18 protein-coding genes are annotated in these 24413 nt (G+C 68.5%); 10 read left to right on the forward strand and 8 right to left on the reverse strand.

Annotated features, from left to right (window positions below; all coding sequences use genetic code 11):
• Nucleotides 1–125: 125 nt before the first annotated feature.
• The 3 genes from ccrA to ABD255_RS28075 all read left to right on the forward strand — a co-directional run bounded on the left by ccrA (nucleotide 126) and on the right by ABD255_RS28075 (nucleotide 4829).
• The gene (ccrA, locus tag ABD255_RS28065; RefSeq protein WP_344219185.1) at nucleotides 126–1463 is read left to right on the forward strand and encodes a crotonyl-CoA carboxylase/reductase; all 1338 of its coding nucleotides are present in this window, start codon (nucleotides 126–128) and stop codon (nucleotides 1461–1463) included.
• Nucleotides 1464–1605: 142 nt separating this feature from the next.
• Nucleotides 1606–3423, forward strand: a complete 1818-nt coding sequence (locus tag ABD255_RS28070; RefSeq protein WP_344219187.1) for a coiled-coil domain-containing protein — start codon at nucleotides 1606–1608, stop codon at nucleotides 3421–3423.
• A complete protein-coding gene (locus ABD255_RS28075) occupies nucleotides 3420–4829 on the forward strand; it encodes an AI-2E family transporter (protein WP_344219189.1) in 1410 nt (469 codons plus the stop codon). The genes ABD255_RS28070 and ABD255_RS28075 overlap by 4 nt, the downstream gene beginning before the upstream one ends.
• Nucleotides 4830–4838: 9 nt before the next feature.
• On the opposite strand, the gene ABD255_RS28080 is transcribed toward ABD255_RS28075, so the two are convergent.
• Nucleotides 4839–5543 carry a winged helix-turn-helix domain-containing protein gene (locus tag ABD255_RS28080; RefSeq protein ID WP_344219191.1) on the reverse strand — a complete coding sequence of 235 codons (705 nt, stop codon included), beginning with the start codon at nucleotides 5541–5543 and terminating at the stop codon, nucleotides 4839–4841.
• 256 nt (nucleotides 5544–5799) lie between these two features.
• Here ABD255_RS28080 and ABD255_RS28085 point away from each other — a divergent pair, with 256 nt between their 5' ends.
• Both ABD255_RS28085 and ABD255_RS28090 read left to right on the forward strand, forming a co-directional pair.
• A complete protein-coding gene (locus tag ABD255_RS28085) occupies nucleotides 5800–13305 on the forward strand; it encodes an Ig-like domain-containing protein (protein ID WP_344219193.1) in 7506 nt (2501 codons plus the stop codon).
• A 51-nt stretch (nucleotides 13306–13356) separates the two neighbouring features.
• On the forward strand, nucleotides 13357–13818 hold the full coding sequence (locus ABD255_RS28090) for a hypothetical protein (protein WP_344219195.1): 462 nt from the start codon (nucleotides 13357–13359) through the stop codon (nucleotides 13816–13818).
• A gap of 9 nt (nucleotides 13819–13827) precedes the next feature.
• Here the strand turns inward: ABD255_RS28090 and ABD255_RS28095 are convergent, their stop codons facing one another.
• The 3 genes from ABD255_RS28095 to ABD255_RS28105 all read right to left on the reverse strand — a co-directional run bounded on the left by ABD255_RS28095 (nucleotide 13828) and on the right by ABD255_RS28105 (nucleotide 16010).
• Entirely contained in the window at nucleotides 13828–14592 is a 765-nt protein-coding gene (locus ABD255_RS28095) for an alpha/beta fold hydrolase (protein ID WP_344219197.1), read from the reverse strand.
• Between the two features lie 31 nt (nucleotides 14593–14623).
• Nucleotides 14624–14920 carry a hypothetical protein gene (locus ABD255_RS28100; protein WP_344219199.1) on the reverse strand — a complete coding sequence of 99 codons (297 nt, stop codon included), beginning with the start codon at nucleotides 14918–14920 and terminating at the stop codon, nucleotides 14624–14626.
• An 85-nt stretch (nucleotides 14921–15005) separates the two neighbouring features.
• Nucleotides 15006–16010, reverse strand: coding sequence for a fatty acid desaturase family protein (locus ABD255_RS28105; RefSeq protein ID WP_344219201.1), 1005 nt, complete (start codon nucleotides 16008–16010; stop codon nucleotides 15006–15008).
• Between the two features lie 319 nt (nucleotides 16011–16329).
• Here ABD255_RS28105 and ABD255_RS28110 point away from each other — a divergent pair, with 319 nt between their 5' ends.
• From ABD255_RS28110 to ABD255_RS28130, 5 genes are all read left to right on the forward strand, one after another.
• Nucleotides 16330–17628, forward strand: coding sequence for a sensor histidine kinase (locus ABD255_RS28110; RefSeq protein ID WP_344219203.1), 1299 nt, complete (start codon nucleotides 16330–16332; stop codon nucleotides 17626–17628).
• Nucleotides 17580–18227: a response regulator gene (locus tag ABD255_RS28115; protein WP_344219205.1), complete on the forward strand. Its 648-nt coding sequence runs from the start codon at nucleotides 17580–17582 to the stop codon at nucleotides 18225–18227. Before ABD255_RS28110 ends, ABD255_RS28115 begins: the two co-directional genes overlap by 49 nt.
• Before the next feature lie 128 nt (nucleotides 18228–18355).
• Nucleotides 18356–19861, forward strand: coding sequence for an Nramp family divalent metal transporter (locus ABD255_RS28120; protein ID WP_344219207.1), 1506 nt, complete (start codon nucleotides 18356–18358; stop codon nucleotides 19859–19861).
• A 98-nt stretch (nucleotides 19862–19959) separates the two neighbouring features.
• Nucleotides 19960–20376: a YciI family protein gene (locus ABD255_RS28125; RefSeq protein WP_344219209.1), complete on the forward strand. Its 417-nt coding sequence runs from the start codon at nucleotides 19960–19962 to the stop codon at nucleotides 20374–20376.
• A 68-nt stretch (nucleotides 20377–20444) separates the two neighbouring features.
• Nucleotides 20445–20936, forward strand: coding sequence for a VOC family protein (locus tag ABD255_RS28130; protein ID WP_344219211.1), 492 nt, complete (start codon nucleotides 20445–20447; stop codon nucleotides 20934–20936).
• A 91-nt stretch (nucleotides 20937–21027) separates the two neighbouring features.
• On the opposite strand, the gene ABD255_RS28135 is transcribed toward ABD255_RS28130, so the two are convergent.
• The 4 genes from ABD255_RS28135 to ABD255_RS28150 are packed head-to-tail and all read right to left on the reverse strand — an operon-like array spanning nucleotide 21028 to nucleotide 24396.
• Complete coding sequence (locus ABD255_RS28135) at nucleotides 21028–21759, reverse strand: amino acid ABC transporter ATP-binding protein (protein WP_344219213.1); 732 nt, start codon at nucleotides 21757–21759, stop codon at nucleotides 21028–21030.
• Nucleotides 21756–22721 carry an amino acid ABC transporter permease gene (locus ABD255_RS28140; RefSeq protein WP_344219214.1) on the reverse strand — a complete coding sequence of 322 codons (966 nt, stop codon included), beginning with the start codon at nucleotides 22719–22721 and terminating at the stop codon, nucleotides 21756–21758. The genes ABD255_RS28135 and ABD255_RS28140 overlap by 4 nt, the downstream gene beginning before the upstream one ends.
• Nucleotides 22718–23578 (reverse strand): ABC transporter substrate-binding protein, encoded by an 861-nt coding sequence (locus ABD255_RS28145; RefSeq protein ID WP_344219216.1) that lies wholly within the window; start codon nucleotides 23576–23578, stop codon nucleotides 22718–22720. Before ABD255_RS28145 ends, ABD255_RS28140 begins: the two co-directional genes overlap by 4 nt.
• Entirely contained in the window at nucleotides 23575–24396 is an 822-nt protein-coding gene (locus ABD255_RS28150) for a helix-turn-helix domain-containing protein (protein ID WP_344219218.1), read from the reverse strand. Before ABD255_RS28150 ends, ABD255_RS28145 begins: the two co-directional genes overlap by 4 nt.
• Between the last annotated feature and the right edge of the window lie 17 nt (nucleotides 24397–24413).

Raw genomic sequence — 24413 nt, forward strand, 5'->3', positions numbered from 1 at the left:
GCAGTGGACTGAGAAAGTGACGGTCGTCTCAACGGCTGCGACCTCCATCACAGAACTCTTCAAACCGGGGCATACTCGTCGGTAGATTCCGCTTTCACACGGCTCCACCTACCTGGAGGTACGACGTGAAGCAGATCCTCGACGCGATCCTGGCCGGCGACACGCCCGCTGAGGAGTTCGGCCGGCTCGAAGTACCGGAGCACTACCGCGGCATCACCGTGCACGCGGACGAGGCCGGCATGTTCGAGGGCCTGCCCACCAAGGAGAAGGACCCGCGCAAGAGCCTGCACCTGGACGACGTCCCCACCCCCGAGCTCGGCCCGGGCGAGGCGCTGGTCGCGGTGATGGCGAGTGCGATCAACTACAACACCGTCTGGACCTCGATCTTCGAGCCGGTCTCCACCTTCAGCTTCCTCAAGCGGTACGGGAAACTGTCGCCGCTGACCGCCCGCCACGACCTGCCGTACCACGTGGTCGGCTCGGACCTGGCCGGCGTCGTACTGCGTACCGGGCCGGGCGTGAACGCCTGGAAGCCCGGCGACGAGGTGGTCGCGCACTGCCTCTCGGTCGAACTGGAGTCCCCCGACGGGCACAACGACACGATGCTCGACAGCGAGCAGCGGATCTGGGGATTCGAGACCAACTTCGGCGGACTCGCCGAGCTCGCGCTGGTGAAGTCGAACCAGTTGATGCCGAAGCCCGCCCACCTGACCTGGGAAGAGGCGGCGAGCCCGGGACTGGTGAACTCGACGGCGTACCGGCAGTTGGTGTCGTCGAACGGCGCGAACATGAAGCAGGGCGACGTCGTACTGGTCTGGGGTGCGTCGGGTGGGCTCGGTTCCTACGCGACCCAGTTCGCGTTGAACGGCGGGGCGATCCCGGTCTGCGTGGTGTCGTCGCCGGAGAAGGCGGAGATCTGCCGGGCGATGGGCGCGGAGCTGATCATCGACCGGTCCGCCGAGGGGTACAAGTTCTGGTCCGACGAGCACACCCAGGACCAGAAGGAGTGGAAGCGGTTCGGCGCCAAGATCCGCGAGCTGACCGGCGGCGACGACCCGGACATCGTGTTCGAGCACCCGGGGCGGGAGACGTTCGGGGCCTCTGTGTATGTGGCGCGGCGTGGCGGGACGATCGTGACGTGCGCGTCGACGTCCGGGTTCCTGCACGAGTACGACAACCGGTATCTGTGGATGAACCTGAAGCGGATCATCGGGTCGCACTTCGCGAACTACCGGGAGGCATGGGAGGCGAACCGGCTGATCGCGAAGGGGATGGTGCACCCGACGCTGAGCCGGGCGTACCCACTGGAGGAAACGGCGCAGGCGGCGTACGACGTGCACCGGAACCTGCACCAGGGCAAGGTCGGGGTGCTGACGCTCGCGCCGGCGGAAGGCCTTGGCGTGAAGAACACGGAGCTCAGGGAACAACACCTCACCCAGATCAACCGCTTCCGGGACCGCTGACGGCTGATCCTTTCTGGCGAAGGGCCCTCTGGCGGGGGTCGCTGTCGGTCATTGGGCCGTGACCCGGTTGGCGTGGTGTAGGCGGACTCTGACAGGCTTTAGGGTGAGGGATTAACCAAGCCGCCAGAAGGGACTTTTTGGGATGGCTGACGAGTCGAGCCTGCCGTTTTTCGATCGTACGGCGACCGCCGCGGGGGGATTCCCCGTCAGCCGGCGCGGGTACGACAAACAAGCGGTGGATGACTACGTCCGCGCGCTGGAGATGCAACTGGCCGACGCTCGTACCCGGCTGGAGGACGCTCAGTCGAACTCCGCGCCGCTCCAGCGGCAGCTCGAGGAGGCCAAGCGGCAGCTCGAGGCCAGTGCCAATCCCTCGTACGCGGGACTCGGTGACCGGGCCGCGCAGATCCTGCGGCTGGCTCAGGACCAGGCGTCCGAGGCGCTCGAAGAGGCCCGGCGCGAGGCCGAGGAGCTGCGGTCGACCGCCGCCAAGGAAGCCGCCGCGGCCCGGGCGACCGGTGAGCGTGAGGCCCAGGACATCCGCACGGTCGCGCTGAACGAGGCCGACAGCATGCGCCGGACGGCTGAAGGCGACGCGGAGGAGATCCGCCGTACTGCCGACACCGAGGCGTCGGAGGTGCTCGCGGCTGCCCGTCGCAAGGCGGAGACGCTGACGCTGACCGCGGAGTCCGAGGCCAGCACGATGAAGAACGGCGCGCTGCACGAGGCGGAGAAGATCCGCACCGCGATCCAGCGTGAGTCCGCGGCGCTGCGGGCCCGGCTGGCCGACGAGCGGGAGCAGCAGGCCAAGGAACTGGCCGACAAGCACTCCAAGATCGCCAGCGACACCGAGAACCTGACCACCCAGATGCGCGAGGCCGCGGAGCAGTCCGAGCGCCGGGTGGCCGAGGCGACCGCGCAGGCGGCGAAGATCCGGCAGCAGGCGGACGAGTCCGCCGAGCGCACCCTGTCCCGCGCCCGCCGCGAGGCCGAGCAGTTGCTGACCACGGCGCGGACCCGGTCCGAGTCCGAGCTGGCCAGCGCCGCCGACGAGGCCGAGCGGTCCCGCACGATCATCGCCCGCGAGACCGAGCGGCTCGCCAAGCGCCGCGACGGGATCCTGGCCCAGATCGCCGGCCTGAACGACATCGCCAGCAACATCGCCCGCCAGGCCGCCGAGCTCGACTCCGAGACGGCCACCCCGTACACCAACCCCTTCGCCGGCGCCCCCAGCGCCCCGCCGGCCAGCCCGTACTCCGGTACGCCGTCCACCCCGAGCTCCTCCTACGGCGACTCCCCCACCAACACGCCGTCGGCCAGCTCCTCGTACGGCGACAGCTCGACCGGTACGCCGTCGGCCAGCTCTTCCTTCGGGGAGTCGGCCGGCTCCAGCTCCACGTTCGGCGATGGGCCGGCGACCAGTTCGTACAGCGCCGAGGCCAGCCCTTTCAGCGAGAGCCCGGCCACTCCGACGTCGTACAGCGCGACCGCCGAGGTGGAGCCGGACGAGGCTGAGCTCAAGCAGGGCGGCAACCCGTTCGTCGGTAACAGCCCGTTCGTGGGGTCCACCGCCGGCGGTGCGCGGGTCGACGAGACCCGGCTCGACACCGCGCTGCGGGTGGACGCGTCCAGCATCGAGGAACTGAAGGCGGACGAGCCGCGGGACCAGACCAGGATCGACGAGTTCCGGCTGCCTGACCTGAGCGACGCCGAGACCACCAAGATCAAGGTCGACGAGGACCCGAAGACCGTGGACGCCAAGGCCGAGACCGGCGACGACACCAAGAAGCCGGCCAAGGACGAGGCCGAGAGCACGTTCGGGACCAAGTCCGGCGACCTCGACACCAAGTCCGACACCAAGTCCGGCACCACGGCCGGCACCAAGTCCGGCATCACGGCCGGCGCCACGGCCGACGAGAGCGGCAAGACCGGCGCCAAGGCCGCGAAGGATGAGATGTGACGCCTTCTGGCGACAACAATTCCACAGGGAAGTCCCCGGAGCTGACCGAACTGGAGCAGGTCGCCCGAGAGGCGAAGGCGGCGGCCGCCGAAGCGGAAGCCGCGGCGGACGACGCGGGGACAGCGGCCGAACAGGCCGAGCGGTCGGCCGACCACGCGGAAGGCTCGTCCGCGCACGCCCAGGCCGCCGCCAAGCAGGCGAAAGGCCACGCCGACAAGGCCGACGACTCCGCCGAGAAGGCTGACCACTCCGCGGAGCAGGCGGAGGTCCACCATCACCACGACGCCCACCACGACGCCCAGGACGGCGACCTGGTCAGCGAGATGCTGATCGAGGAACGTCATCCGTCGGTCGGCATGGGCGAGGCCGGTCCGCCGTTGCGGCGGTCGAACCCGTTCATCTTCGGGTTCTTCGCCGCGCTCGGCGTGCTGGTCGCCTGGGGACTGTGGAACGCGCTCGGCCAGGCCAAGTCGGTACTGATCCTGCTGGTCGTCTCGATGTTCATCGCGGTCGGCCTGAACCCGCTGGTCGAGTGGTTCATGCGTCGCGGCCTGGGCCGCGGGCTGGCGGTCGGCGTGGTCTTCCTGCTGATGATCCTGGCGGTCGCCGGCGTCGGTTTCGCGATCGTGCCGGTGGTCACCGAGCAGATCAACAGCCTGATCACGAACGCGCCCGAGTACCTCAACCTGCTGAAGAGGTCGCGGACGCTGAACGAACTGAACGAGAACTACGACTTCATCACGAAGGCCCAGGACTACGTCCAGGACCCGGCGCTGGCGCAGAAGGCGTTCGGCGGCGTACTCGGCGTCGGCAAGGTGGTCGCCAACGCGCTGTTCTCCGCGTTCACCATCCTGATCCTGACCCTGTACTTCCTGGCCTCGCTGCCGTCGGTGAAGCGGGCGGCGTACAGCCTGGTGCCGGCCAGCCGCCGGCCGCGGGTCTCGATCCTCGGTGACGAGGTGCTCGGCCGGGTCGGCGGCTACGTCAGCGGCCAGTTCCTGGTGGCCGCGTGTGCCGGTGTCTTCATGTTCATCTTCCTGGAGATCGTCGGCCTGCGGGACTACGCGGTCGCACTCGCGATCGTGGTCATGTTCACCGCGTTCATCCCGATGGTCGGTGGTCTGATCGGCGTCGCACTGGTCGCGCTGATCGGCTTCACCGACGGGCTGTGGACCGGTGTCGCCTGCCTGGCCTACGGCATCGTCTACCAGCAGGTCGAGAACTACGTGGTGGCGCCGCGGATCATGCGCCGCGCGGTCGACATCCCCGGCGCGGTGACGGTGATCGCCGCGCTGCTGGGCGGCGCCCTGCTCGGAGTGGTCGGCGCACTGCTGGCGATCCCGACCGCCGCCGCGATCCTGCTGATCATCCGCGAAGTCTGGGTCCGCAAGGCCGACGCCTCCTGAACCCGCGGGTCAGCCTCGGCCGGGCCGCTCGGTCACGTCCCCGAGGCTGACCCGGCCGGGGCTGACCTGGCTCACCTCGCTGGGGCTCACATCGCCGAGGCGTAGGCCTTCGCCCCGGACGGTGAGCAGGAACCGCGGGTGAGCGGGATCGTCCTCGAGCAGTTGCCGCAGCCGGCGGACGTGCGCGTCCAGCCGATCCCCCGACCGATCGAAGCTGTCACCGAACACCCGAGCCGCGATCTGCTGCCGCGTCACCACCTCCCCCTCCGCGGCGACCAGCAGCGTCATCAGCCGCAGCTGCAACGGAGACAACTGAAGCGGCGCCCCCATCCAGAAAGCCCGGAAGAGCCGGGGATGGATCTCCAGCGGACCCCACACCAGTGACCGGCTTCGCCCGGCTTTGATCATCAAGTCGCGCACAGTCAGCGCCACCTGAATGTCCGACTGCCCCAGCAGCGTCCAGCGTCGCAGTACCGGGTGCCCGGCGTCCTCCAGGCTGAGCTCGGCGGCGCCCGCCTGGATCCGCAGAATTCCCTCGACGTCGCAGTCGGCGAGCCGGTCCGCGTGCTCCGGCGTCACGGCCAGCAGCGGCAGCAGATCGACGAACCCGAGCGTCTCGATCAGCCCGAGGGCGGCTTCCGGTTTCTCGTGCAGCACGATCAACCGGATTCGGTTGTGGTTCTTCCACGAGCCTTCACTCTGAGATCGGCGCACCTCGGTACCCCCAGCGCCAGGTCGACAATTCTCTTCCCCACCTTGCTCAGCACACGCTATGTCTCGGCTGGATCACAATCCACCCTCTGCGTGTCGGTTCCGGTGCGGACAGTGTCGCGAACCCGTCGGGCGGCGTCGGCGACTTGTCGGGTTCCGGCGCCTGCCAGTCGCTCGGTGCCGGTATCGACCGCTTCCCCGGCGCGGCCGCCTCTACCAGCGTGTGCCTCTATCTGGTCAGCGGTGAAAGGGGTGGGGTATGACCGCCGTGCGATGGTTCCGGATGTCGGTGGGAGTAGTGGTGGGGGCACTGCTGCTCAGCACAGTGGGCGGTGACGGGTGGCCCGTCCTGCCCGCGCCTCAGGCGGCGTACGCCGCGGTCGCCGTCGCGCTGGAAGCGCCCGCGACCCGGCACAGCGACGGCGCGGAACTGGCCTGGAGCCGGTACGTCGCCGACACCAGCGCGCCCTTCACCGGGTACCAGGTGCACCGGTCGGCAACGGCAGGTTTCGCCCCGTCGGCGGCGACCCTGCTCACGACGATCGGCGACCTCGGCACCACCCGGTACCGCGACACCACCGCCAAACCCGCCACAGCCTTCTCGTACAAGGTCGTGGTGGGCTCGCTGGCGTCCGGCGAGCAGCGCGTGACCCTGCCCGTCGCCGGCCGTACCGACAAGACCCTGTCGGGGGAAGCCTCGTACGTCGCGCAGGACACCACCACACCGGCGGCCTGCTACAACGACTACAACTACGGCAGCGCGACCTGGCTGCGGACGGGCCCTGCCACCAACGGCGTGGTTCACCGGCCGGTACTCCGCTTCGACCTCCGCGACATCCCGCCGACAGCGACCGTCAGCAGCGCGACGCTGGCGCTCACGTACGCCGCCACCACCTCCACCGTCGGCCAGGTGAACGTCCATCGGCTCAAGCAGCCCTGGACCGAAGGCACCGGCACGGGCCAGTGCAACGGCACCGGCGTGACCTGGAACGAGACGCAGAGCGGCGTGAAGTGGGCCGCCGGCGGCAGCGCCTACGACACCGCCATCGGCGGATCCGTGGCGGCCAAGTCCCGCTCGGCCACCGGCGCGGACAACATCGCGGTCACGTCGCTGGTGCAGAAGTGGGTCTCCGGTACGCCGAACCACGGGCTCATGCTGAAGACCGCCTCCGAGACCCTCCCCACAGTCCAGGCGTACTTCGACTACCGCAGCGAGGACCACTCCGTCGCGGCCGAGCGGCCCAGGCTGCTGGTGAGCTACACCGACGGCACCACCGCCCGGGCCCCGCGTGCGGTGGTGTCCGAGCCGGCTGCCGGCCAACTGGTCGCGGGCACCGCGGCGGTCCTCAGCGCCGCGGCCGGAGACGACCGCAGGGTCGACAAGGTGGAGTTCCTCGTCGACGGTGCCGTGGTCGCGACCGACACGGCCGCCCCCTGGACGGTCACCTGGAACTCGACCACGGCAGCGGCCGGCAACCACACCGTCAGCGTCCGGGCGACCGACGACGCCGGCAACGTGACCACCTCGGCCGGCAGCAGCATCCTGGTCGACAACTCGGCGTCGCCATCGGCTGCGACGGTGACCTCCCCCGGAACCGGCGCCACGGTCAGCGGCACGGTCACCGTGGGCGCTTCGGCCACCGATGACGTCGGCGTGACGAAGGTGGAGTTCCTGTTCGACGACCAGGTCTTCTCCACCGACACCGTCGCCCCCTGGTCGGCGAGTTGGAACACGCTGGACACGCTGACCCCGGCGTACGACGGCTCGCACTCCCTCAAGATCCGTGCGTACGACGCGGGCGGCCGGGTGCGGGAGTCGACCGCGGTCGGCGTCACCGTGGCGAACACCGCCGGTACGGCGTACCAGGCGGCGTACGACCTGAACGTGCTGGGCAACGGCGACGACGCGTTCGCCATTCCGCCGACGCTGCTGTCCAACGAGTTGGCCGCGTCGGTGGATCCGGGCACCGGGACCAGCGGCACCAAGGACCTCGCCAGCGCTCCGGTGGACAGCACCCTGGCTTACCAGGGCACCGTGCAGACCGAGTCGGCCAACGGCGCGGACATCATCGACGAGGTCCCGCCGCCGCCGGACATGGTGTCGGCCAACGCGTTCCAAGCCGATGTCACCGTCACCAACAACAGCACCGTGACGTGGCGGAACACCGGCACCACGGACCTCGCGCTCTGGTACCGCTGGTACACCAACGACGGTGTGGTCCTGTTCGAAGGGCCGGGCACCGACTACTTCCCGCAGACCGTGCAACCCGGACAGAGCAAGCGCATCCCGGTGACGGTGGAGCCACCGGCGGTACCGCTCGGCATCGACCTGACCCAGGTCCGGCTGCGGTTCGACATCTACGACCGCAACGCCACCACGCTGAACAAGTGGTACGCCGGCCGCGGCAACAAGCCGGTCGACAACCCGGTGATCGTGGAGAAGCGGCTCGAAGGCGCGCTCGGGCTGGAGAAGTACTGGCAGTACGAGGGTGAACCGGGCGGCGCCGGCCTCAACGTGATGACGAATGTGGCCAACGGCAACATGCTCTGGCGGTGGTCCCCGTTCTACGCGCCGGGCCGAGGGCTGGCCACCATGCTGGACCTGACCTACAACTCGCTGGAGGACCACTCCGAGTCGCCCGCCGGCAACAACGTCTCGTTGTCCATCTCCGGCCTGACCCGCTGGGGCTACGGCCTGGACATCCACCCGAACAAGGCCGACGAGGTGACCGGCAAGTCCCGCAAGTACGTCGTACTGACCGACGGGGACGGCACCACGCACCAGTTCACCGGCACCACCAACCCCGACGGCACGACGACCTGGACCGAACCCGCGGGGGTCAACCTGTACCTGCGGTCCACCACCGACCCGGTCAAGCACTGGGCGCTGACCCGGCCGGACAACGTCACCTTCTGGTTCGACACCGACGGCTATCCGACCTACGTCACCGACCGGAACGGCAACCAGTTGCGGTTCGAGTTGCAGGACACCGCACCGGGTGAGGACCCGGGCGGCCCGAAGCGCCGGATCGTGAAGGTGCACGACGCGGCCGGCCGTTTCTTCGAGATCGACTACTTCAGCAAGGCCGAGGCCAAGAAGGCGCACGTCCGCGGCAAGATCCAGCGGATCTACGACCACTCCCGGTCCGCGCTGGACTTCGAGTACTACGACGACGGCAACCTGCTGCGGATCGTGCAGCGCGGTGGCACCCAGGCCAACGGGGCCCCGCTGGCCGACCGGTCGGTGGTGTTCACCTACACCGTGCCCAACGGCACCGGCCCGGCCATCGCCGACCCGGCCGCCCGGGTGAACCCGGATCCGCACACGCCCAGCCAGTCCACCCGGCTGTTCAGCATCCGCGACCCGCGGGGCGCGGAGACGACCTTCGCGTACTACGGCCCGTCGGAAGGCGCGCTGCTGCGGTGGAAGCTCAAGAGCCGGACGAACCGGTCAGGCAAGACCACGACCTTCGCCTACAACCTCACCAGCCGGGTGACCACGGTGAACGCACCGCTGGCCCGGGACACCGACTACACCTACGACACGCTGGGGCGGCCGACCAAGATCACCAACCCGAACGAGGAGGCCACCTCGCTCAGTTGGACGACGGACCACAAGGTCGCGCAGGTGACCGAACCGACCGGCGCCTACGAGGCCTTCACCTACGACGCGAACGGCTACCTGCGGACCAAGCGCGACCAGGTCGGCGCGGTGACCACGCTCGAGTACGAGTACCGAAAGCTCGACACGAGAGACGCGGCCGGGCACTGGGGTCTGCTGACCAAGCACCTGCCGGCCAAGGGCAGCACCCACCAGACCACCTGGACGAACGACGCCGCCGGCAACCCGGCCGTGATGCGTGACCCGGCGGGCTTCGAGACGCGCTACACCTGGAACCTGGCCGGCTCGTCCGCGCCCGGCACGGTGGCGCGGGTAGACCGGCCGCGCGGTGGACCGGTCAATTACGGCTACGACCCGTCCGGCCAGCCAACCAGGATCGACGAGGCAGGCCTGCGGATCACCACCCTCGGCTATGACGCCGATGGGCAGTTGCGGTGGGTCCAGGACCCGAACCACCAAAGCGCGACCGGCACCGACGACCGGGCCTACCGGACGTACTTCGACTACGACGCCTTCCACCGGATGGGCCGGCAGAGCGCGCCGAAGTCCACCACGCTGGACCGCGGCCGGTTGATCTGGTCCTCGGCCACCTTCGACCCGAACGACAACATCACCCGCCAGGTCGAACCGCACTTCGGCGGCTTCACCGACGACGACGAGAACGCGGAATCCCGGACCGGCTCGTACGACGCGATGGACCGGCTGCTGACGCAGGCGAACCCGGACAAGAGCGTCGACCCGCTGGGCGAGCGCTCGGAGTACCGGTACGACGACGCGGGCCGGCTGATCGAGCAGACCAAGCCCAAGGGAGTGCTGACCGCGGAGGCAACCGACCCGCTCGACCACAGCACGCAGTACGCCTATGACGTGCTGGATCGGGTGATCAAGCAGACGGAGACCGGCAAGACGGCGGACGCGCCACGGGCGACCTGGCTGTGTTACGACCTGGCCGGCGACCTGCGCTCGGTCACCTCGCCGCGGGCGAACCTGACCAGCCTGACCTGCCCGGCAGCCGCCACCCAGGCGTTCACCACCCGCTACGCCTATGACGCCGCCCACCGGCCCACCTCCCAGACCGATCCGCTGGGTCACGCGAACCTCACGGCGTACGACCTGCACGGCAACGTCACCGTGCGCGAGGCCGACATCGAGAGCGGCCGAGTGAACAAGACGGTCACCGGCTACGACGTCCGGGACCTGCCGGTGCGGGCGGACCAGAACCTGGACGCCGCCAACGGCAAGACGGTCACCTCGCTGATCTTCTACGACGCCAACCGGAACAAGACCAAGACCGTGCCGCCGCGGGCCTTCGACGCGGCCGGACGGCCGGCGACGTACACGGAGGCCACCTTCACCGAGTACGTGACGGTCAACAACTACGACCCGGTGGACCGGCTGATCCGGACCACCCAGCCGGTCAGCACCGCGGAACCGGAGAAGCAGTACCTACACCGGTCCTACGACGCCAACGGCAACCTGGCCTGGACGTCGTTCCCGGTCACCGCCGCCGATCCCGCATCCGTCGGCGACACGGCGAAGACCAAGATGACGTACTTCGACCCGGGCTGGATCCGATCGACCAAGAAGCCGACCGACCCGCTGGAGGTCTTCGACTACTTCGCCCAGGGCTGGCAGCAGCTCAAGACACCGGAGAAGAAGAGCCAGCCGGGCACTCCCGATCCCGAGCGGGAGATGCGCTGGGACTACTTCCTCGACGGCACGCTGAAGACCCGGACGGACCGTGACGGCAACGACAGCACCTACAGCTACGACGCCGGCAACAACGTCCTGCGGGCGGTCGACGCCTCCGGCGTGACGGACGCCAACGACCTGCCGATCGAGACGGTGGCGACCTGGACCGGGTTCGACCAGCCGGAGAAGGTCAAGCACCGCAAGGAAAACGCGACCAGCTGGAAGTTCAGCCAGTACAGCTACGACCTGAACGGCAACGTGTCCGAGCGGCTGGAGAACGGTGAGGAGTCCACCTCCACCGGAGCCGAGACCAAGCGGCCCCGCCGGCACGTGCTGAGCTACGACGGCGCCGACTGGCTCACCGACCAGCGTGATCTCGGCACCGACGACAACTGCAAGGACGACCAGCGCATCGTCAACGACTACTGGTTCACCGGCTGGGAGAAGCAGCGCGACATCTTCCGCGCCAAGACCGGCTGCACCGCCGACGTGTCCACCTGGAAGCAGCGGCAGCGCACCACCTGGAAGCACTTCGACAACGGCAAGCTGGCCGATCTCCAGACCCGGGCCTACCAGGACGACGGTTCGAGCCGGGTGACCGAGTCGCACGACGTCGGATACTTCGAAGGCACCCGGTACGAGAACGGCAACCGCACCACCGACCGCTTCATCCTGGAACGGGCCGAGGGCAAGACCGGCGTCACCACCTGCGTCGGCACCACCCCGTGCCTGCAGGACTGGGACTACGACCCCCGCGGCAAGGTGGTCAAGCACCAGAAGAAGGAAGGCAACGTCGCGCGGTACACGCTCGACCAGCCGGCCATGCTCGTCACCGACACCACCATTCGCGGTGGCAACGTGACGACCGAGTCCGACGACGGCGACACGGTCAGCAAGTACTACGAATCCAACCAGATCAAGAAGTTGCAGGTCGGCGGCAGCCCGCAGACGGCGGACTACCGCTACGACGACTACGGGAACATGGACTGCGTCACCCTCGGCCCCCAGGCGAGTTGCCCCAACGGCGGCGCGTCGATGATCACCGATTACAGCTACGACCCGCTGAACCGGCTGAGCAGCCAGCGCCAGTACGGCGGCGGCTCGGTGACCGACTCGGCCGAGTACACCTACGACGCCCTCGACCGGATCACCCGGGAGAAGGAAGCCCACACCGGCGACGCCGCCAACTCCCGGACCACGGACTTCTCCTTCGAGGGCCTGACCAACAACGTCACCGAGGAGAAGCAGACCGGCGGCACGAATCCGAAGACGAAGACGTTCTCCTACGACGCCTTCGGCCACCGGATCTCGATGACCGACACGGTGAACGGCTCCACCCAGACAGACACGTTCACCTACTCCCACGACGTCCACGGCTCGGTCAGCCAGCTGATCGGCGACGCCGGGCAGGTCAAGGCGTCGTACGGCTACGACGCCTACGGCGGCCAGGACTCGACCGACGACGACGCGCAGGGGCTGACCACCGGAGACCTGAACGACAAGGCGCCGCTCAACCCGTACCGGTACACGGGCAAACGGCTGGACTCCGGCTCGGCGACAGCCACCAAGGCGGCCACCAGCCTCGACATGGGCGCCCGCCGGTACGGCGTGGACACCGGCCGCTTCCTGCAGACCGACATGTTCGCCAACGCCCTGGGCGATCTGAAGCTGACCCTCGACCCGCTGAGCGGCAACCGATACGGCCTGGCGGCAGGCAACCCGGTCAGCTTCGTCGAGGTCGACGGACACATGCTGATGGCCGACGGCGGCGGAGGCGGCTCGACCACGCCCACCCCGACGAGCGACACGCCGACCATCAGCCCGGCCGACAGCGATGTGCCGACGGAGAAGCAGCGGCCCGAGTACCCCGCGGGTGAGTGGGAGAAGTACACGAACCTGTCCGACTACGTGCTCGGGCCGGCGATGGCCGGGCCGGACGAGGTCGGCGGCTGGGGCAGCCGGGCCGGGCGCTGGATGAACCACAAGTGGTCGTGGATGCGCTCGCTGGGCGGAAAGTACAACTCCTCCCTCAGCCACAACGACATGATGCGCGATCTGGGCCGGTGGGCCCGGACGCCGAAGGCCGCCTGGGCCGGCCGGGCGCTCGGCGTGGCCGGAGCGGCTCTGAGCTTCGGCAAGCACCTGGCCGAGGGCGACCGGGCCGTGTCCGCCGGGGTGAAGACCGGGATCGAGGTCGGCGGTGCGTTGGCCGGCGCGAAGGCCGGGGCCCTGGTCGGAGCCGGCATCGGTTCGATCATCCCCGGTGCGGGTACGGCGGCAGGAGCGTTCATCGGCGGCGTGGTCGGTGCCGGGATCGGGGCGTTCGGCGCCGGCAAGTTGCTCGACACAGGGTTCGGTGATGCCGTCGAATCGGTGTCCGACACGGTGCAGGATGTCGGCGGCGACCTGCTCGAGGGCGCGGGAGATGCGATCGGAGGGTTGTTCGACTGAGACCGATCACCCAAGGTAGTGGCAGCTGAACACCGGACCAGGAGGCTGGGGATGGACAACGGCACCGTCGACGTCGGACTGCTCGTCGTGATCGTCCTGCTCGGCCTCCTGGTCCTGGGTGCGCTCTACCTGATGCCCAAGCTGTGGCGTTCCAAGGCCGACATCCAGAAGGACGAGGCGACCGCTAAGTGGTGGCCGTTCGGCGAGGCCTTCCGGGCGGGCTTCGTGCGCTCCATCCCGGCCGCGGTGCTGGCCTGCCTGATGCTCGAACTGGGACTGATCGCCGGATTCTTCGAGCAGTACCTGACCGGGGACGGGAGCCGGTTCGCCAGCCGGCTCACCGTGTACTTCGGGACGGCGTTCGTGCTGATGTTGCTCGTCGACCTCAGCGTCACGCTGTTCAACCGGCCGAAGTTCATCGTGCCGCCGGACGCGCGGGACGAGCCCGGCGCACTCCGGCTGTGGTGGTCGGGCCGGAAGTACAAGAAGACCCGGGGCCGGCGCGCCAACTGACAGTGCCGCCTAGGCCAGGAAGGGCGTGAGGGCGGCGAGGAAGTCGTCGAGGCGTTCGGCATGAACCCAGTGGCCGGCCTCGGGAATCTCGGCGTACCGCGCCTGCGGGAAGTAGCCCTCGATGGTGGCCCGGTGGTCCTGCTGGACATAGTCGGACTTGCCGCCGTAGACGAAGAGCGTCGGGCCGGCGTACGAGCCGGTCGCGTCGTCCGGCCAGCCCGAGATGGCGGGCAGCGCGGCCTCGATGACCGGGAGGTTGGGCCGCCAGCGGGCGCCCTGGTCGTCGAGGATCAGGTTCTGCAGTAGGAACGCGCGGGTTCCGGGAGTCGGCACGGCTTTGACCAACTGGGCGTCGACGTCAGCACGCCGCTGCACCGCGGACAGATCGGCAGTGCGCATCGCCTGGGCGTACTCGACGAAGGCGGGCGGGTAGCCGACCGGTGCCGCATCGACGACGATCAGCCGCTCGACCACCTCGGGGTGCCGGAGCGCGGTCAGCATGGCCGTCTTGCCGCCCATCGAGTGACCGACGAGCGCGACCGGCCCGACACCGAGGGCGGTGATCGTCTCGGCGACGTCGTCCGCCATCTCGGGGTAGCTCATCGTCTCGGTGTGCGGCGAGGTGCCGTGGTTGCGCAGGTCGAACGCGAAGACCCGGTGGTCCGAGGCGAGCCGGCGGGCCGCGGTCATCCAGTTCCGGCTGGAGCCGAACAACCCGTGCATCACCACCACCGGCGTACCACTCTCGCCGTACGACGTGACCGGAAGCTTCATCGACAACCCCTAGAGATTCAGCACAGTGGACTCAGCGGCGGCGCTGCCAGCAGGCGGTGTGCCAGTGGCGCCGTTCGTCCAGGGACTGGCCGCCACCGATCGCCGCGAGCAGGCTCGGGTTCTCCGGCCAGACGACCAGGTGCGGCGTCGCCGGGAGGATCTGCTGGTCGCAGCCGGGACAGCGGTAGGACTTGCCCGCCGCGGACCCGCTCACCTGGCGCACGATCCAGTCGCCGTCCGAGCGGGACTCCCGGGACTGGTGACCACCGAGCAACGGCCGGTCGCTGACCGGCCGTGTGTGCTTCGAAGGTCTCTTCCGGGGCGACATGGCGGACCCAGCCTATCCGGGCCCCGAAGGCCACTCCGGCACCAGGTCGCCCCACTCGGCCAGAGCCGAGGTCAGCTGGCCGTACTCAACTGGAGGCCGTACTCCGGGCTGTGTTCTGCTGGTCGCGGAGTTCGCTGCCGACCTCGTGCATGTGGCCCAGGCCCATCCGGTACGACTCGATCACGCCGGTGTTCACGTACGGCATCCCGATCCGTTCGCAGTACGCCTGGACCATCGGCTGCGCGAAGCGGAGATTGGCGCGGGGCATGCTCGGGAACAGGTGGTGCTCGATCTGGTAGTTCAGACCGCCCATCATCCAGTCGGTGACGAGCCCGCCCTTCACGTTGCGGGACGTCAGCACCTGCTTCTCCAGGTGTCCCCAGTTGGTGTCGTTGTCGGGCATCTCCATGCCCTTGTGGTTGGGAGCGAAGACGCTGCCGAGGTGCAGCCCGAACAGCGCGTGGTGCAACGCGGCGAAGGCGATCGCCTTACCGGGCGACATGATCAGGAACAGGGCGCTGAAGTACAGGACGAGGTGGGCGGCGATCAGGCCGAGCTCGATCCGGGCCTCGCGGCGGCTCCGGCGGCCGGACAGGAACAGGACGCTGGAGACCTTCAGGTTCAGGCCTTCGAGGGTGAGCAGCGGGAAGAAGATCTTGGCCTGGTGCCGGGTGAGCCAGCCGTACAGGCCGGTGCGGCCCTCCGCCTGCTCCAGCGTCCAGACGAGTACGCCCTCGCCGACGTCGGGGTCCTTGTCGGTGTGGTTCGGGTTCGCGTGGTGGCGGTTGTGCTTGTCGTTCCACCAGCCGTAGCTCATCCCGCAGACCAGGTTGCCGTGCAGCATGCCGAGCACGTCATGGAGTTTGCGGGAGCTGCCGACCTGCTGGTGGCCGGCGTCGTGGCCGAAGAACGCGGCGCGGGTGGTGAGGATCGCGAGCGGGATGGTCAGCAGCAGTTGGAGCCACGAGTTGCCGAGCAGGATCACGCCGGCCCAGGTCGCCGCCAGCAGCACCACGTTGAGGGTGATGGCGATCACATAGGACGCAGTACGGCGCTCCAGCAGCCCTGCTTCCTTGACCTCGCGAAGCAACGGGGCGAAGTCGCTGCCCTTCCCGACTGGGCGTTTCTGGGTAGGGGCAAGGGCAATGGGCTACGCCATCGGTGTCCTCATCTCATCAGCGGTGGGGAGGCCAAGGCGTTCAGCCGCGGCCAGCGTAGTGCATCCCAGCCTCGTGCCCACAGCCCCGAAAAACATGAGAGCTACTACCCGATCAGGGCGGGGTGCGGGGTCCCCGGGGACAGTGGACCTAGCACCACTGAGCCCGGCCTGACTCTCCGTCATGATGGAGATTGCCGGACCGGCACCGGTCGCCGGCCTGGCAGCCACAGCTTCGAACGGGAGACACAGGATGACGATCACGCAACCGGGGGTGAGGGCGCCGCTGCGCTTCCCGCGGATTGCCCAGCCCTTCATCGCGCTGGGGCTGGCGATCCTGGCCGAGCTCGGCATCGCCTTCTTCGTGCTCAACGTGGTGTCCGTGCCGCTGATCGCGGTCTGGGTCGGCATCCCGATGCTGCTCGTCTTCGTCCCCTGCACCCGCTGGTTCGCGAACTGTCACCGGACGATCCTGTCCCGCTTCATCGGCGAGCCGATCCAGCGGCCGTACAAGAAGCCGCCGATGCCGGGCATCCTGATGTGGCTGCGGACGACACTGACCGATCCGGCCACCTGGCGGGACATCGTCTGGCTGATCGTCAACGCGGTGATCGGCTTCACCCTGACGCTGCTGTCGGCCGTGCTGTTCCTGGCCTGTGCGTTCTACCTGGTCTACCCGCTGCTGGTCGGCGTCACGCCGGCCGGGGTGTTCGACCGGCCGTTCGGCGGGCTGGTCACACTGAGCTTCTGGCAGAGCTTCCTGATGATGCCGTTCGGGCTGCTCGCGCTGCTGATCTGGTACGGCGCCGGCGAGCGCCTGCTCCGGGCGGACGCCTACCTGGCCAAGTCGCTGCTCGGCCCGACCGAGAGCGCCAAGCTGGCGATCCGGGTCCGCGAACTGGCCGAGTCCCGCGCCGAGACCGTCGACACCCAGGCGGCCGAACTGCGCCGGATCGAGCGCGACCTGCACGACGGCGCCCAGGCCCGGCTGGCCGCGCTGAGCATGAACCTCGGGATGGCCGAGGAGATGGTCAACCGCGACCCGGCCCAGGCCGCGGCGCTGCTCACCGAGGCTCGCGAGTCCGCCAGCACCGCGCTGTCGGAACTGCGCGACCTGGTCCGCGGGATCCACCCGCCGGTGCTGGCCGACCGCGGGCTGGAAGGTGCGGTCAAGGCGCTCGCGATGAGCCTGCCGTTCAAGGTGGACGTGTCGATCGACCTGCCTGGGCGACCGCCCGCGCCGGTGGAGTCGGCGGCGTACTTCGCGGTGGCCGAGGCGCTGGCGAACGTGCTCAAGCACGCGGCGGCGACCACGGCCTGGGTCCAGCTCACCCATGAACAGGAGCGGCTGCACATCCTCGTCGGCGACGACGGAGTCGGTGGGGCGACGGTGCGACCCGGTGGCGGTCTGTACGGTATCGAACGGCGGCTGGCCGCCTTCGACGGTACGTTGACCGTGGCCAGCCCGACCGGCGGACCGACCACCGTGATCATGGAGTTGCCTTGCGAGTCGTCATCGCTGAAGATCACGCCCTCCTCCGGGACGGCCTGATCCGGTTGCTGGAAGCCCACGACTTCGACGTCGTGGAAGCCGTCGACAACGGTCCCCGGCTGGTCCCGGCGCTCGTCGAACACCGGCCGGACGTGGCCGTCGTCGACGTCCGGCTGCCTCCCACCTTCACCGACGAGGGCCTGAAGGCGGCGATCGAGGCCCGCCGCCAGGTCCCCGGACTGCCGATCCTGGTGCTGTCGCAGTACGTCGAACAGCTCTACGCCCGCGAACTCCTCACCGGCGGCGGTGGAGCCGTCGGCTACCTGCTCAAGGACCGGGTGTCGAACGTCGCCGACTTTCTCGACTCGATCCGCCGGGTCGCCGCCGGCGGCACCGCGATGGACCCGGACGTGATCGGCCAACTGCTGGCCCGCAACACGCGGGACGAACCGATCGGCCGGCTGACGCCGCGCGAGTCCGAAGTACTGGGTCTGATGGCTGAGGGCCGCTCGAACGCCGCCATCGCCGGCGCGCTGTTCGTCACCGAGAAGGCGGTCAGCAAGCACACCAACAACATCTTCTCCAAGCTCGACCTGCCACCGTCGGAGGACGACAACCGCCGGGTGATGGCGGTGCTGACCTACCTCTCCTCCCGCTGACGCGCCTCTGTCCCGCTGACCCGAGGGCTTGCCAAGCCGGTCGCTGCGCGTGACCATCAGGTCAGGTGCACGGCGGTTGACACCCGTCCGCAGGCCAGAGGAGTGAAACGGCCAGAGGAGTGAGTCAGATGGCCGATATCGTGCAGTCGGAGAACAATTACCCGCTCGGCGTCAGCCGTCCCGACCTGGTGGTCCAGGACCTGCCGACGCCGGAGGAAGTCTTCAAGGTCAGGCGGCTCGGTCCGCGCGAGCTGATCCAGTTCGCGATCGGTCCGAGCCTGATCGCCCTCGGGATCTCCATCGGCAGTGGCGAATGGCTGCTCGGCCCGCTCAGCGTGGGTCAGTACGGGTTCGTCGGCGTCGGCTGGATCATCACCGTGTCCGCGCTGCTGCAGACGTTCTACAACGTCGAGTGCGCGCGGTACGTCGTGGCCACCGGCGAGGTCCCCGTGGTCGGGTGGGGTCGCGTCCCGCCGGGCTGGTTCTTCTGGGTACCGGCCTCGGTCTTCCTCGTCATCTTCGCGTTCATCGCCGGCGGCTGGGCGGCCTCGGCCGGACAGGGGGTCTACGCCCTGGTCCACGGCGAGGTCGCCGGCAGCGCCAACGCCGAGGAGGCCAGGATCTACGCGATCCTGCTGCTGGTGGTGGTGTTCGCGATCACCGCGGCGGCGCGGCGGATCAGCCGTGCGCTGGAGCTCGCGAACTGGATGATGGTCAGCGGGATCCTCCTCTTGCTGCTGGTACTCGACCTCGCCATCGTCCCCGGCCGGATCTGGTGGGACGGGATCAGCGGGTTCTTCACCCCGGCCGCACCACCGGACGGGATCTCGGCGACCCAACTGGGTGCGCTCGCGGGCTTCACCGCACTCGCCTCGGGACTGAACTGGTACGTCCTCGGCCACTACCGGGACAAGGGCTACGGCATGGGCCACCGGGCCGGCTACCTGTCCGGCATGCGGGGCGAGCGCAAGCAGGTGCTCGCCAGTGGCGTCACCTTCCCCGATGACGAGAAGAACCGCGGGCTGTGGAAGCGCTGGTACCGGCTCCTGCTGACCGACATGTGGGGCGTCTTCTTCGTCGGCGCGATGCTCGGCATGCTGCTGCCGACGATCCTGATGACGCGAGCCGTCGAGATCCGTGGCGAAGGCCCCACCCAGGCCAACGTGCCGACGTTCGTCGCCGACGTGCTGAAGGGCGAGTACGGCAGCTTCGTGTTCTATGTCGTCTTGTTGATGGGGGTCCTGATCCTCTTCAGCACCCAGCTCGGCATCTTCGAGGCGATGGTCCGGGTCACCACGGACGCCTCGCACGCGAACAGTTCCAAACTGCGGCAGCGGATCGAAGGCGATCCACGGAAGTTCTACTACCCGTTCATGCTCGTGCTGCTGGTGGCGATCTCGGTCATCATCCACCTGGCCTTGCCGGTCGGGCTGGTCCAGTGGTCGGCGAACATGTCCAACCTGGGCGCACTGATCTACCCGTTCCTGCTGATGTACCTGAACAGCAAGCTGCCCAGACCGGCGCGCCCCCACTGGTGGCACTACGTCATCCTGGTCCTGAACTTCATCTTCTTCGGGTTCTTCTTCGTCAACTTCATCGCCGACTTCGTCGGAGACCCGCTCGTCACGTTCTGACGAGCGGCTCCTCCGGGTGATGTAGAGATCGGGTGCCCGGCTTCGTCCATCAGTGAATGCGCCAAGCTGGGCGCAGCCGATGGATAGGAGAGGCAACGATGACGAAGTTCCTGCTGATCGTCGACTACAGCGAGGGCGTGATCGCCACACCGATGACCGAGTGGGCGCCTGAGGACATCAAGGCGCACATGGACTACTACGGCGCGCTGCGGGAGGAACTGCTGGCCAGCGGCGAACTGGTCGACCAGCAGTCGCTCACCTGGCCGGAGCAAGCCAAGGTGGTGACGTCGAACGGGGTGAACGCTCCGGTGGTGACCGACGGGCCGTTCCTTGAGTCCAAGGAGATGCTGGCCGGATATCAGTTGGTGGATGTGGAGTCCGAGGCGCGGGCGATCGAGATCGCGGGCAAGATCTCGCAGGTGCCGGGGCCGGGTGGAGTACCGCTCGAGCAGCCGATCGGCGTACGGCGGGTCATGGGCGACGCCGATTTCGAGGAGTTCAACCCGCTCGGGTGAATTTCTGCTCTGTCGCCGGCATGGTTCTGGGGCTACATTCCGATCAGGGTCCAGAAACGGGGGGAACCATGCCGACCTTTGCCGGAATCGACCATCTGAGTCTGTCGGTGACCGACCTCGATCGCAGTCAGCGCTTCTACACCGACGTGCTCGACTTCATCCCGGTGCTGGATTTCGGGTCCGCCCGGTCACTGTTCCATCGACGTACCAGGTTCTTCCTGGCGCTGGTCCGGCACGAGGGCGGCAACGGGACACCGTTCACCGAACTGGCCACCGGGCTGGACCATGTCGGGCTGGTGGCCGCGGATCTGGACGAACTGATCGCCTGGGAACAGCGGTTCGAGGCGCTGGGAGTCGTCTACACCCCGATCCGGGAGATGGAGTTCGGCCATCACCTGAACTTCCGGGACCCGGACAACATCCCACTGGAGTTCACGATCTCGAACGAGACGATGCTCGGCTGGATGGACGAACTCGCCGAGCGGGAGTTCACCCCGGAGGAGATCCAGGCCAGGGTCGCCGAGTACCTCGCCTCCCGCGAGGGCGGCGTTCCCGCCTGAGGCAACCCCGACCCTTCGATCAGCGAGAACCGGGAACTGCTGAATCCGATCACACCCTGGTTGGCGCACGCACTGTAGAGCGGGCTGGCCGTCACAGGCGGATTCGGCGGAGGAACTCGCGGGTGCGGGGTTCTGCCGGGTTCTCCAGGACCTGGGCCGGTGGGCCGATCTCGAGAGGGCGGCCCTGGTCCAGGAAGCACACCTTGTCTGCCACTGAGCGGGCGAAGGACATTTCGTGGGTGCAGATGAGCATGGTCATGCCGTCGGACTTGAGGTCGGTGAGGAGGTCCAGGACCTCGCCGACCAGTTCGGGGTCGAGGGCGGAGGTGACCTCGTCCAGGAGCATCAGCTTTGGTGAGTTGACCAGGGCTCGGGCGATCGCGGCGCGTTGTTGCTGGCCGCCGGAGAGTTCGTCTGGTTTGGCGGTTGCCTTCGCCGCCAAACCGACCCGGTCCAGCATCTCCAGGGCTCGGGCGCGCGCGACGTCCCGGCGTACGCCATGGACGCGGATCGGGGCGAGGGTGACGTTGTCCAGGACCGAGAGGTGCGGGAAGAGGTTGTAAGCCTGGAAGACGATGCCGATGCCGGAGCGGACCTGGTCGGTGTTGATTCGGGGGTCGGTGATGTCGGTGCCGTCGAGTTCGATCACGCCGTCGTCGACCGTCTCCAGCAGATTGACGCAGCGCAGCAGGGTGGACTTGCCGGAGCCGGAGGCACCGATCAGTACGACGCACTCCCCCGGCTCCACCTCCAGGCTGAAGCCGTCGAGGACGAGGTTGTCGCCGAACGACTTCCGTACGTCGCGGATTGACAGCAGGCTCACACCACACCTCCCCCAGCGCCGTACCAGCCCTGCCGGCGCGCGACCCAGTCGGTCAAGCGCGTCAGCGGGATGGTCAGTGCGACGAACAGCAACCCGGCGACGACGTACGGGGTGAAGTTGAAGTCCTCCGCCGTCTCCAGTTGCGCGGCACGGATCGCGTCGATGACACCGAGTACTGCGATCAACCCCGAGTCCTTCTGCAGCGAGACGAAGTCGTTCAGCAGCGGCGGGAGCACGCGCCGGACGGCCTGAGGCAGTACGACGAAGCGCAGCGTCTGCTGGTGCGACAGGCCGAGGGAGCGGGCGGCGGCTCGCTGGGACGGGTGGACCGACTCGATCCCGGCGCGGAAGACCTCGGCGACGTACGACGAGTAGGTGAGCACCAGCGCGGCGCCTCCCCAGATCACCGCCTGGTTCGGCAGGCCGCGCAGTTGCAGCGCCGGTACGCCGAAGCCGAGGAGGAAGATCACCAGCAGCAGCGGGAGACCGCGGAAGATGTCGGTGTAGGCGGCGGCGAAGACGCGGAGCGGGAAGAAGATCGGGCCGCGGAGGGTGCGGAGGATCGCGAGGGTGAGGCCGAAGAGGACGATCAGCACGGCGCAGATCAGCATCACCCGGATGTTCAGCCAGAGGCCTTGGGCAACGACCGGCAGCGCCTCCCAGCCGCGTTCCACGTCGAAGAACGTCTCCCGCACCCGCGGCCAGCCCGGCGTCGACCCGACGCCGACGACGACCAGGACAAGCAGCACGACGGTGCTGATCGCCGCGATCACACCTGAGCGGACAGCCCGCCGCCGCCGGTAAGCCAACCGCTCAACCTGCAACCCCGAGGGCACCCAAGCCCCCGCGCCTTCCGTCGGCCCGCGGTCCGGCGCCGCGCCGCCCGGCCCAGCACCGCGCGACCCCGCACCCCGCGCCGGCCCGCCGTCCGGCGCCGAGCCGCCCGATCCTGCGTTGCTCACGAGAGTTCCGGGGCGCCTTCGGCGGTGAGGTATTGCTTCTGGAGGTTGGCCAGCGTGCCGTCGGCGCGGAGGGCGTCGACCGCCTGCGACACGCACGGCGTCAGCTTCGAGCCCTTCTCCAGCACGAACCCGAACTGCTCGGCCGACCCGGTCGCGGGCAACTGACCGACGATCTTCCCGCCGTCGAGTTGCGCAGCGGTCATGTAGAACCCGGTCGGCAGATCCACCACGATCCCGTCGATCTGCTTGTTCTTCAGCGCCTGCACGGCCAGGTCGTTGGTGTCGAACACCGCCGGCGTCTGCTTCGGCTTGATCACGTCCCGCAGCGCGGTGTAGCTCGTCGTCCCGACCTGCGCGCCCAGCTTGGCGTCGGCGAGATCGGCGACGGACGTGACCGCGGCGATCTTGCTCCCGGCGGTGGTGATCACCGTCTGCCGGACGTCGTAGTACCCGGTGGAGAAGTCGACGGCCTTGCGCCGGTCCTCCGAGATCGACACCTGGTTCACGTCCAGGTCGAACTTCTTCGGCCCGGGCGCGAAGGCGGTGTTGAACTGCACCGTCTGCCACGCCACCTCGTCCTTGCCGAACCCGAGCTTCTCGGCGACCGCGTAGGTGACGGCCGACTCGTATCCCTTGCCGTTGGTCGGGTCGTTCCCGGAGAACCACGGCTCGTACGCCGGCTTGTCGGTGCCGACCGAGAACTTGCCGGCCGTCTTCAACGCCAGTTTGTCCTTGCTACAGGCATCGGCCGAGGACGGCGACGCCGCAGTACCGGCGCTCTCGTCCTCGGGCGCGCACCCGACAACCCCGACAACAGCAACCACAGCCATCAAAGCCAACGCTGAACGAGCAGTCATGACAGAAGCCTAAACCGGTACTGCGTCGGGCTGTGGCTTGTGTGGGCGCGGAAGCGAGTCGAGAAGTAGAGCGGGTTGGGGTATCCGACCTCGCTGGCTATCGAGGCGATCGGTCGGGTGGTGAGCTCCAGGAGCCGGCACGCGGCGTCGAGGCGGCGGCGTTCGACGAACTGCTGCGGGCTGACACCCAACTGGGTGCGGAAGAGATGCGCGAAGCGGGAGACCGAGAGGGTGCTGACTCGGGCCAGGGTGGCGATGGAAAGGTCCCCGCGCAGGTTGCGGTCGATGTGCTCGATGGCGCGGAGCAGGCGGTCGTCGATCTGGGCGGCTTTGGAGTTCTGGGTGTCGCACCACAGCAGGGCCGCTTCGAGGGCGTTGAAGCTGAGGAGTTCGCCTTGCGGCAGGACGCTGTCCTGGTGCCGGACCGCGTCCGACAGGGCCCGCGCGATCCGGTCCGCCGCGGTCGGGCTGGGGTGCAGCCGGAGGATGCCTTCGGCAACCGGCGGCCAGTCGAGGAGCGGCAACCAGTCCGTCCTGGGGTGGAAGTGCGCGAACAGGAAGTGCCAGCGCTCGGCCGCGGTGCCGTAGTCCTGGCGGGTGCCCGGCCGGATCAGGACCGTACTGCCCGGCTCGGCGATCAGGTCCTCGTTCTGCGTGCCGAGGCGACCTTCGCCGTCGAGGGTGTGGAAGAGGAGCCAGTCGGTCGTACCGCGGCGGCGGTAGGTGGCGTAGCCCGGGCCTTCGTCGAACTCGCCGGCCAGCAGCCGCCGTACAGTCGGGGTGAAGGAGTCCGGGGCAGCAGGATCTCGAAGGTTCACAGCTCGATAGACTATCC

The sequence above is a fragment of the Kribbella sancticallisti genome, assembly GCF_039530625.1.
Taxonomy (GTDB): domain Bacteria; phylum Actinomycetota; class Actinomycetes; order Propionibacteriales; family Kribbellaceae; genus Kribbella; species Kribbella sancticallisti.

What these genes read in the sequence shown, in the direction of transcription:
- ABD255_RS28095 (WP_344219197.1), bottom strand. Translation starts at nt 14,592, where the DNA reads ATGAAGCTTCCGGTCACGTCGTACGGCGAGAGTGGTACGCCGGTGGTG.
- ABD255_RS28130 (WP_344219211.1), top strand. Translation starts at nt 20,445, where the DNA reads ATGCCGACCTTTGCCGGAATCGACCATCTGAGTCTGTCGGTGACCGAC.
- ABD255_RS28070 (WP_344219187.1), top strand. Translation starts at nt 1,606, where the DNA reads ATGGCTGACGAGTCGAGCCTGCCGTTTTTCGATCGTACGGCGACCGCC.
- ABD255_RS28125 (WP_344219209.1), top strand. Translation starts at nt 19,960, where the DNA reads ATGACGAAGTTCCTGCTGATCGTCGACTACAGCGAGGGCGTGATCGCC.
- ABD255_RS28110 (WP_344219203.1), top strand. Translation starts at nt 16,330, where the DNA reads ATGACGATCACGCAACCGGGGGTGAGGGCGCCGCTGCGCTTCCCGCGG.
- ABD255_RS28120 (WP_344219207.1), top strand. Translation starts at nt 18,356, where the DNA reads ATGGCCGATATCGTGCAGTCGGAGAACAATTACCCGCTCGGCGTCAGC.
- ABD255_RS28090 (WP_344219195.1), top strand. Translation starts at nt 13,357, where the DNA reads ATGGACAACGGCACCGTCGACGTCGGACTGCTCGTCGTGATCGTCCTG.
- ABD255_RS28100 (WP_344219199.1), bottom strand. Translation starts at nt 14,920, where the DNA reads ATGTCGCCCCGGAAGAGACCTTCGAAGCACACACGGCCGGTCAGCGAC.
- ABD255_RS28145 (WP_344219216.1), bottom strand. Translation starts at nt 23,578, where the DNA reads ATGACTGCTCGTTCAGCGTTGGCTTTGATGGCTGTGGTTGCTGTTGTC.
- ABD255_RS28085 (WP_344219193.1), top strand. Translation starts at nt 5,800, where the DNA reads ATGACCGCCGTGCGATGGTTCCGGATGTCGGTGGGAGTAGTGGTGGGG.